The sequence below is a fragment of the Bacillota bacterium genome (assembly GCA_012839765.1).
Lineage (GTDB): Bacteria > Bacillota > Limnochordia > DUMW01 > DUMW01 > DUMW01.
The window spans coordinates 1-7872 of record DUMW01000002.1; the positions used below are offsets into that span (position 1 = coordinate 1).

General features: G+C 54.3%; 5 protein-coding genes. 1 reads left to right on the forward strand and 4 read right to left on the reverse strand.

Annotated features, from left to right (window positions below; all coding sequences use genetic code 11):
* The first annotated feature begins 17 nt into the window (after window positions 1–17).
* Window positions 18–626, forward strand: coding sequence for a hypothetical protein (locus tag GXX57_00085; protein ID HHV43052.1), 609 nt, complete (start codon window positions 18–20; stop codon window positions 624–626).
* A 366-nt stretch (window positions 627–992) separates the two neighbouring features.
* Here GXX57_00085 and GXX57_00090 read toward each other — a convergent pair whose 3' ends face one another.
* The 4 genes from GXX57_00090 to GXX57_00105 form a co-directional block, all read right to left on the reverse strand.
* Complete coding sequence (locus GXX57_00090; GenBank protein ID HHV43053.1) at window positions 993–2684, reverse strand: hypothetical protein; 1692 nt, start codon at window positions 2682–2684, stop codon at window positions 993–995.
* Window positions 2685–2738: 54 nt separating this feature from the next.
* A complete protein-coding gene (locus GXX57_00095; protein ID HHV43054.1) occupies window positions 2739–5858 on the reverse strand; it encodes a hypothetical protein in 3120 nt (1039 codons plus the stop codon).
* 261 nt (window positions 5859–6119) lie between these two features.
* The gene (locus tag GXX57_00100; protein ID HHV43055.1) at window positions 6120–7400 is read right to left on the reverse strand and encodes an extracellular solute-binding protein; all 1281 of its coding nucleotides are present in this window, start codon (window positions 7398–7400) and stop codon (window positions 6120–6122) included.
* 83 nt (window positions 7401–7483) lie between these two features.
* Window positions 7484–7855: a hypothetical protein gene (locus GXX57_00105; GenBank protein HHV43056.1), complete on the reverse strand. Its 372-nt coding sequence runs from the start codon at window positions 7853–7855 to the stop codon at window positions 7484–7486.
* Between the last annotated feature and the right edge of the window lie 17 nt (window positions 7856–7872).

Below are 7872 nucleotides of genomic sequence, written 5' to 3' on the forward strand. Positions count from 1 at the left end.
AAGGAGGTTGCAAAAACATGAAAAGACATCTCTTGCCAAGAATTGTCACCGCTATCTGCCTAATCCTCTTTGCCAATATGGCCGAAGCCCATCACGGCATCGGACTAGGTGTTGGATTCGGCGGCTACCAAACAATGCTTGAGGAAAAGACCAACGTTCACCCGCTATTCAGACTAAAGTCCTACCCCCTGCTACATGCCTGGGGTGTGGTCGAGCTGTCAGACAAGCTCTCCTTACCTGAGTCAACCGACACCTGTCTGCAATGGGAGATCACCACCACCCGAGGCTTAGTCTTCGCAAGCTCGGACGACAGCAAAATCAGCAGTTTCACCTACTATGATCTCGGAACCAGTATTACCCTGGGCTCTCCGGTATATCTTGGTTTCGGGATGACAATTCTCTATGAAGAGGTGGTGGTAGAACCGGAGTATAAGGAGCTCATTGAGGCAATTTGGGACTACTTCTTGGAGGGAGAAAAGCCAAAACCGTCAACAATCAAGGTGAAACCCCATATCAAGATAGGCTGCCAGTACTACTTAACCGACACAGTCAGCATGCGAGCTGAATTCCAGATGAACTACGCTATGCCTCCCATTGCCAAGCTCGGCCTTACGTACCACTTCTAGGCTTTGTGCCCACCACATACATGGTGGGCACAAAGTCAGGCGAATTACAGGAAGAGCCGAGATACAGGTGCCGCTCGTTCTTGTTCCCAGCACTCACAGGCCCAACAATAGGCTGCTAGTATCGCTCATCCCACCGCCTTGACACCAAAGACAATCTTCACCAAAACCCTATTCCGCCGCTCCGGAGAGTCCAACTGGTATTCCCCACGCCCTCAGTATCACCACCGTAGCTTTCCGTCAGCCACAATCCAGGAAGACACCAAACGGTTCTATCGTACCATTCTCAGTACCGCTAACCCAAGACAAGAATAGGGTATTAAGTGTCTTACACCGCTCCATCAGCGCGCATATCCAACCAGATCAGGGCTAATGATACGGGCTTTCCTTCTCCATCAAGGCCCAGATCCACCCAAAGGCACCGAAGACCCCCATAGGTCCATTACCAAAAGGTTCTGCGGTAACCCGGTAGTACTCCCAGAAATCGCCACACTTGGTAATTCCGTCATAGGTCTTCTGAATGATCCGGTCTAGAAGCTCTGTCTCTTCTATACGCTCAAGACCCAAAACCAGGTAGAGGTACAAAGACATCTTCAAGTACGTAAGATCCTCCTGGTCCCCTTTCATCCCCTTTGGCTCCTGGTAGAGGAAGTAAAACCTATCGGGAGTAAGGTGATACTCTCTGATTCTCTCCACGATCCCTTTGGCCCTTTCCTCCGTAGCATAGCCAAAAAGGGCCACAAAGGCACCGCTGTTTTGCCATTTTTCTTCCCACATGCTTTCAATGGCCCGCACCACCTCCGTGCGGAGCCGGCGGATTTCAGCTATCTCTTGGGGATCTTTCCCAATCAAGATAGCTATCCGTTCTAGGGAGTTGAGGCTGTAGTAGTTGAAGAGCATGTTCCGGATGACCTGATCGCCGGAAAGGTAATAGAAATTGGGATGCCGAATATGGTATTTCAATTGCCGATAGAGCTTTTCGTAATTCCTGTCCAGAAAATCGGTCTTGCCTGTCCGGTGATAAATATCCTCGAGAATAAAGGCTTCGGTGGTGGGCAGATGCACGTCGCGGTTGAAGATTAGGTCTTCGGGGATGAAATCATCGTCCTCGATACTGTCCAGGACACTCTGCACGATCTTGATGCCCACATCCGGGTCAATGAAGCTTACAAGCAAACCCACCAAAGAAGTCTCCCATTGAGCAGGACCGTTAAAAGCTAGAGCAACCTTACCAACGGAGGCCGAGGGACCCTTGATGGTCTTTCGGGCGGTGACAATGCTCCCGGTGATGTTCTGCCAAATACATACCCAAGCCTGGCGATAGAGCCGCAGGTAATTCTCGTTATCCCTATATCGCTCCTTCACCGGTGGCACCTTTTCTAAGAGTTCTTCCCAGTAGCTTCTTCGTTCTTGCACCAACTCTTCCTCGAGTCGTTTCCGATAATACTCCACCTTCCGCTCCAAACTCCAGACATCGGCCGGATCTGCCTCGAAGGGACCAAGCCAACGGGTCCCTAGGAAGACAGTGCCCTCCTTCACTTCTCCCGGGGCAACATAGATCGGTGCACTGGTCCACTCCCCCGCCTCACCCACTTCTATCGTCCTCTTCTCCATCACCACCAGCCACATCAAGTGGTGGGGGTAGGCAAAGGGTTCTCCCAGGGGCTTTTTTCGGTAATCCTTGATCGTCACCGGCTGCTCCACCAGGCAGGAGCCGGCCTGAGGAGAGCTAACGCTTCCCTGTTTGGATTTCCCATACAGCTTCACTTGGTAACACCGTTCGGAGTTGTTCCTCACCCGGTAGTGAATCAACACCACCTCCGGGTCCACATAGCGCGCCTCGAGGGTCATCTCAAGGTCCACGTAACGGTAGACCCCCAACAAACAGTCCGGATACCAAGTAATATCCGCCCCTTTCAGGACGAATTCCTCATTGAAGGACGCAAGACTTAAGCCCACACATTCGAACAGATGGAACTTGTACGAATGAAGCTCCACCGCTGGTTGGTTCCGGTTGAGGCTTATGGCGCTGAGGCTGCCGGGACAGGCGTGCCAATTCATCGTCTTTGAAGATAATCCCTGCCAATCCATTGGTTTCCTCCCATATGAGATTATTCACTGCACCCTTAAGCGGATCTCCGCTGTTCCATAGTCCCCATCGGTGGCCCGCAGTATATATCGATATTCCCCCCTGCTTACCCGTGGCAGGACCACCGTAGCCACTCCGTCATTGTCCGGATCCTGGAACACATGGATATTCCACCCATCCACTAGGGTAACCCGGGGGATGTCCGGTCCACTGATGGGTAGGTGATCTGCACCCAGAAACTGCACCCGTAGGGTTACTGTCTCACCGGCGGTGGCCACCAATTCCTCCTCCACAGGAACGATGCTCCCACCCACCGGCTCCAGGGCTACCAGTTTCTCTTGTTTACTCCCATACCGATCCATGGCTGTAACCATGGCTGATACTTGCTTCGTGATCCGCGGCAAATATACCTTGAACTTGCCTGGTTCTTCTTCCACCACCGGCACAGACTGTCCCTGGATCATTACCACCAAGGTCACACCCTCCGCTTCCCCCTGTACTTCCACCGGCAGCACCATGGCTACACCTGCGGGCACCCTTTGGGTTGCTTCCACCTGCAACCGCCACGGTAACCGCAGGTACTCGATAGTCTCCCCTTGGTCGGGACCAAAGGAGTAGATCTGACCACCGACATTTAGGAATTGGTTGTTGCTTAAAGCCAGGCTATTGATGGTGACATTACTGTCCAGCCAAAGACCGTTGAAGGGAGTCCCGTCGATGACGTTATCGATTATCTCAAACGCACCGCTCCTACACCGCACAATGGAGATAGCTCCCAAGGTAATCGTATGCTCTCCGCTCCCTACGTTTTGCAAGTGGTTACCCTTTACGAGGATGGATCCCGGCCAGAACAGCCCATGATGCTGATAGAGCATCACCCCCGCCTGGTAGGTTCCTTTGATGTAATTGTCCACCACTTCTACCCAGTCTCCGGTCGCTACGGCAATACCGAAGCCATTTTCCGTGCCCAGGATCCGGTTGTTCTTCAGACGAATGTACTGGGGTAACCGGGCAATCCCCCCGTGATAGGACAAATAGATGCCGTGATCGAAGCTATCCGTGATCTCTGTATTCTCGATGGTTACCTCGCGACTGGCCAGAATATTGACGCCATTTGTCATCGCGTTCTTGACAGTGCAGTCCCTAATCAGCACTTGGTCTGAGGCATCCAAACGGATACCCGGACCACCGGCATCCTGCACCATCAAGTCGGTAATCTGCACACCGGTACAGGCCACCACATCCAACAATGCCCGGTTTTTCCGATAATCAGGCCGCTGGGTCAAGGCCATGGTAAATCCCCTTAGGGAAACGTTCTGGACGTTAATAAACCGCCAACCCTGATGCTCGGCACTGGTAAAGATGAGGGTGGTCTTCCCGGTGCCAGCCCCTTGAATGATCAAATTCTTCCGCTCATAAAGCACAAGGTGGTGCCGGATTTTCGTGAAGGGAAACTCATCCTCCCCCACAACTGGTTCCAGGAGATACTCCCCCTCTGGTATGAAGAGCAGCCCACCATCGGGAAGACTCTTAAGGGCGGCGAGAAAGGCCCAGGTGTCATTGGTCTGCCCATCCCCCACCGCTCCATAGTCCCGCAGATTGAGCACCACTTCCGGTGTCAAAAGGTCTAGCATGGGCAATGGTTGCCAACCGCTCATTAAGGAGGCGGTGCGGGCTTTTAGGTAAACATCCACGTAGGTCGGGCCGGTCTCCGCCACAGTCACGCCGCCCACCGGTACTTGGAACCCCTCCACCACCACCGGCCTTCCGCCAGCAGGGGACATGCTGATCACGTTGTCCGCAAGGTCGACGTCGGTGACGTTACCCCCGATGAAGAGAGCACCGGAGGCATTGGCCCAGAGCAGATTCCCGGAAAGCACTAGGCCCTGGAGGTTTGAATCTCCCGAAAGGCTGCAGACAAAGCCCCGCCCTAGATTATGGCTGATCACATTATCGGTAAAGAGGAGGTTGCTTCCCACCAGATGATTCCGCAACCGGATACCATCGGCTTCACCGCCATAGATCTGGTTTCCCACCACCAGGACCCGTTCCACCTCATGGACCAAGTTGATGGCACCGCCGTAGCGTCCCCCCGGATTGCGGTTGTCATCCCTTTCGGAAAGGTTTGCCCGCACCACCACATTGTCCTTGATCACCGCATCGGTAACCCGATGACCGTCCCCGAAACTGCCTGTTTGGCCACCGGAATTAACGAAGATCCCCGCCATCACCAGCTGTTCCAACCAGTTTCCCTCCACATGGCAACGGTCTCCGCCGACGGTAATGCCCCGCCCCCAGACGCTTTCCAGCACCGTGTTGTAGATGAACCGATTGTTCACCGAACGGGTATCGTTTAGCTCGTCGATGGTACTAATGGCCGCGATCCCATCATCGCCAAGGTTTTCTAGGTAATTGTACGCGGCTACCGTATTGACACAGTTGGCAAAGTGGATCCCGTCCACCCCGGTATTGCGAATCTCACAATCGATGACCCAAACATCCCGACAGCTCCAGAAGGAAAGGCCCATGCCCGCTTGGTCGATGATCACCCCGATCACCTGGACACCCTGCACTCCGTTAAATCCCATGGGATACAGGGGCTTCAAGGGTGGCCAGCGTTGGTCGAGGTAGGGGCGAATATCGAATCGGAGATTGCAGATGCTGATGTTCTCCGCTTCGCGGAAGCGAATACAGTAGGGCATGGCCTCCCCAGCCTGTGCCCTGCCCTTGATAAACCTCAAAACCGTCCCTTCCCCTTCCCCCACAAAGTGCACATTCTTAAGGGGCTTGTTATTGATTCGGGGCTCCCAGAAGGCTTGGGAGGGGGAGGCGGGCGGTCCGAAGTTGTAGATCCCGGCTGGGATGTAGATCACACCTCCTTCGGGGGGCAAGGCCGCCAAGGCCCGGTCAAAGGCCTCGTTTGCGAAGGTGACCCCGTCACCGACGGCACCGTAATCACAGACATTGACCCAAACCATCTTCTCGTAGTTGATCCGGGGCAGATCCTCCAACCCCGGTCTTGTATAGAAACCCTCGGTGGGTAGCTCCACCTGGGACCCCGGTGCAGAGGCATCGACGTAATTCAGATTCCACTTCAGGCCCAGTAAGAGAACGAAGAATACACTCCAAACAAGCCATTTATCCATGGCAGTCCCTCCCGATTTGACTGCGTTACCCCTTCCCTTTCGGGAAAAGCTGACCTATCTGTCCTCAATCCAAGGAAAAGCACCCAAAACCTGTCTACTGGCGGTAAGGCCCCTTGATCACATCTGCCGGCGTCCACTTTTTGCAGGCAGGAATCAGACGCAATTCTGCAATCATGGGGCCTTACCACTGCATCCAAAGGTGTTTTCTATTGAGCTATCCGAGGCTTCCTTAAGTAAGGCTACACATGGCGTCGGTTATCCTCACTGCTGTTGCCAGTACTGCTCAATCCGGCTGTTCACCACCCTGGCTAGCTCCCGGAGGCCTTCTGCGGGAGACACTTCCCGCCGGAGGAGGACTTGCTTCAATACCTCGTCCAGTTCCCGGTGGGCAAGGTCCGGATGGGGCAAGATCGGTGTATTAAAGGCATAATCCACCTGCCGGATGAAGGCATGAATCAACGGATGCTGGGTGATATAATCCACGTAGGCTGGGTAACCGATACCACTGGGGGTCACCGGCAAGTACCCGGCAGGAATCAACCAATGTTCAATAAACCGTTCATCGGCCAGCAGCCATTTCATGAAGGTCCAGGCGGCTTCCATCTCTTCGGGGGTCGTCCTGCTAATCCCGATGGCCTTAGCGGTGGACTTGGTCGCCTTCATCACACCCTCGGGTAAAGGAGACGTGCCCACGGTCCCCAGTCTTTCGAAACTTGGCACATCGAGACTGACCCCGGACATCATCACCACTTCCCGACGTTCGAAATTGCCCCCCACCAAAGCCGTCTGGGACACATGGGCCAGATCCGCCAAAAACTCCAAGGCCTCGATGGCCTCCACCCGGTCGATGAGGGAACGGGTGAAATCGTCGTTGTAGAACTGGCCACCATTCTGCCACAGGAAGGGCATGAAGGTGGAATAGGCTTCGGTGGTGATCCGAAAGCCAAAAAGATCCGGTATGCCGTCGTGGTTCCGATCCGTGGTCACCTTTTTGCACGCTTCAGCAAAGGTCTCCCAGTTCCAGCGGCCCTGTTCCCAGTACAGGTCCGGGTACATCAGGGCATTTTCGTCAAAGACATCTTTGTAGTAGTACAGGGCAGTATTGGAGTTCTCAAAGGGCAGACCCACTAACCTGCCGTCGGGCATGGTGAGCTCAGCGATCAGGGCAGGGAGGAAATAGTCCTTGCTCATTTCCGGATCATCGGCGAGGAACTGATCGATGGGCACCATCGCCCCTTGATCGATATACGCGGCAAGGTTCCCCCCTGTCCCCCACACCACATGGGGCGGCTGTCCCGAGACAAACAGAATCCGCAACTTGTCGTCGTAAACACTGGAGGGCCCTAAGGGTAGGTTTACCACCTGTATATCCGGGTGTTGCTGGTTGAACTCCTGGATCAGGGCTTCAACAAGCTGCTGCTTTTCAGTGGCAAAGGGATTACCAAAACCGATGACCACAGGCTCCGCCGCGGCCTTCCCACACAACAGAAGACACAGCACCACTAAAAGACTGAGTTTGGTAAGCGCCACCTTTTTCTTCACAGACCCCACTCCCTTCACCCGTTCTCGAGGAATTTGTTTCCGTAGGTTTAGTATTGGCCCGATTGTTTTCGGATCCGCGGATCCTAATGGACAGAAGGAAGCCCTCCAGGGCTCCCTATTCTACTGCTGTTCCAGGTACTGTCGAATGCTACCACCCGAGCCAGTTCCCGTAAGCCCTCCGCCGGGGAAAGCTCCTGGTGCTGGAGGACCTTCACCAGTATTTCATCTAACTCCCGGTGGGCAATGTCGTCGTTGGGTAGAATCGGGGTGCTATAGGCATAGTCCACCTGCCTGATGAAGGCATGGATCAAGGGATATCGAGTGATGTAGTCCACATAGGCCGGATGCCGAATACCGGTGGGGGTGACGGGCAAATACCCGGCCGGGATCAACCACTTTTCCACAAAGCGCTCATCGTCCAGCAGCCACTTGACGAAGGTCCAGGCGGCTTCCATCTCCTCCGGTGTCGTCT